Annotated in this window: 1 protein-coding gene; it reads left to right on the forward strand. The window is 70.3% G+C overall.

The window, feature by feature from the left end:
• Positions 1–2,078: type I polyketide synthase (locus tag F1615_RS35890; RefSeq protein WP_167533959.1), on the forward strand; the 2,078-nt coding region annotated here is incomplete at both ends.

Below are 2,078 nucleotides of genomic sequence, written 5' to 3' on the forward strand. Positions count from 1 at the left end.
CCGACACCCCCACCGCCCTCCCCCACGCCCTCCACCACGCCCACACCCACCACGAACCCCAACTCGCCATCCGCCAAGGCCACCTCCACACCCCCCGACTCACCCGCCACCCCACCCCACCACTCACCCCGCCCGCCGACGCCTCCGCGTGGCGGTTCGATCTGACCCGCAAGGGCACGTTCGACGGCGTCGAGATGGTCCCCTACGAGCAGGCCACCGCCCCGCTCGCCGCCGGTACCGTCCGGGTCTCGGTGCGGGCCGCCGGGCTCAACTTCCGTGACGTACTGGTGGCGTTGAACATGGTGCCGGGCCAGGAAGGCGTCATCGGCGAAGGCGCCGGCGTCGTGACCGAGGTGGGCCGGGGTGTCGAGGACCTCGCGCCTGGTGACCGGGTGATGGGCATGTTCTCCCAGGGCATCGGCCCCGTCGCGGTCACTGAACGGGACCTGCTGGTACGCATGCCCGACGACTGGTCGTTCGCGCAGGCCGCTGCCGCACCGGTCGCCTATCTGACGGCCTACGAAGCCCTCAAGGGCCAGGTCGCTGCCGGAGAGTCGATGCTCGTGCACACGGCGACCGGCGGCGTCGGCACCGCGGCACTTCACCTGGCCAGGCACTGGGACGTCGAGGTGTACGCAACGGCGAGCGAGTCCAAGTGGCACGCACTCCACGATCTCGGTGTCGACGCCGAGCACATCGCGTCGTCGCGCACCTTGGAGTTCGAGGCCCTGTTCCGCGAGCGCACCGGAGGTCGCGGTGTCGACGTGGTCCTCAACTCCCTCGCCGACGAGGCCATCGACGCGTCACTGCGGCTGCTCGGCGACGGCGGCCGGTTCATCGAGATGGGCAAGACCGACATCCGCGACGCGAGCGAGGTCACCGCGTCCCATCCCGGCGTCGACTACCGCGTGTATGACCTGACGCAGTCCACACCCGAACGGATCGGGCAACTCCTCAACGAAATGGCCCCGTTGTTCGACAGGGGGGTGCTGCTGCCGCCTCCCGTGAGCACCTTCGGGGCCAACCAGGCCCGGGAGGCGCTGCACCATCTCAGCCAGGCCCGGCACATCGGCAAGGTCGTCCTGACCTTTCCCGTACCGCCGGGAGCCGACGGTACCGTCCTCATCACGGGCGGCACCGGTGTCCTCGGCGCGCTGACTGCCCGGCACCTGGTCACCGAACACGGGGTACGCCGCCTCCTGCTCGCGAGCCGGTCCGGTCCCCGATCCGCAGGCGCCGCTGAACTGGGCGATGATCTGCGGGCTTTGGGTGCGCACGTCGACATCGTCTCCTGCGACATGGCCGACCCCGTGGCAGTCGAGACACTCGTGGCCGGCGTTCCCGCCGAGCACCCACTGCGGACGGTCATCCATACGGCCGGGACCATCGAGGACGCCACGATCACCGCCCTCACCGCCGAACAGCTGGAAACAGTGCTGCGGCCGAAGGCCGATGCCGCCTGGAACCTCCACCACGCCACCCGCCACCTCCATCTGGACGCCTTCGTCCTCTACTCCTCCCTCTCCGGCACGCTCGGTGCCCCCGGTCAGGCCAACTACGCGGCCGCCAACGCCTATGTGGACGCCCTCGCCCACCACCGGCGGGCGCTCGGGCTGCCCGCGACGAGTCTTGTGTGGGGCCTGTGGGCCGAGCACAGCGGCATGACCGGCCACCTCACGGAGGCCGATGTCGCCCGGATCGCACGGTCGGGCTTCCCGCCGCTCGCGACGGAGGAGGCGCTCGTCCTGCTGGACGCCGCCCTCATCACATCCGAGCCCGCCCCGGTGCTCGCTCGGGTCAGCACACCCGTCCTTCTCGCCCAGTCGCGGAACAGGACGCTGCCCGCGCTGCTTCGCGGTCTCGTACGGACACCGGCGGCGCGCACCAGTTCAGCCGATCGAACGGCCAGGGGAGACGCTGCCTCACTCCACGCCCGCTTGGCGGGAGTCAGCGAAAAGGAACGACTCGATCACCTGCTCAACCTGGTCCGCACCACCATCGCCGCCGTCCTCGCCCACCCCGACCCCGACACCATCGACCCCCACCAACCCTTCAAACAACTCGGCTTCGACTCCCTC

Origin of the sequence: Streptomyces marokkonensis (assembly GCF_008312835.1) — a bacterium.
Taxonomy (GTDB): domain Bacteria; phylum Actinomycetota; class Actinomycetes; order Streptomycetales; family Streptomycetaceae; genus Streptomyces; species Streptomyces marokkonensis_A.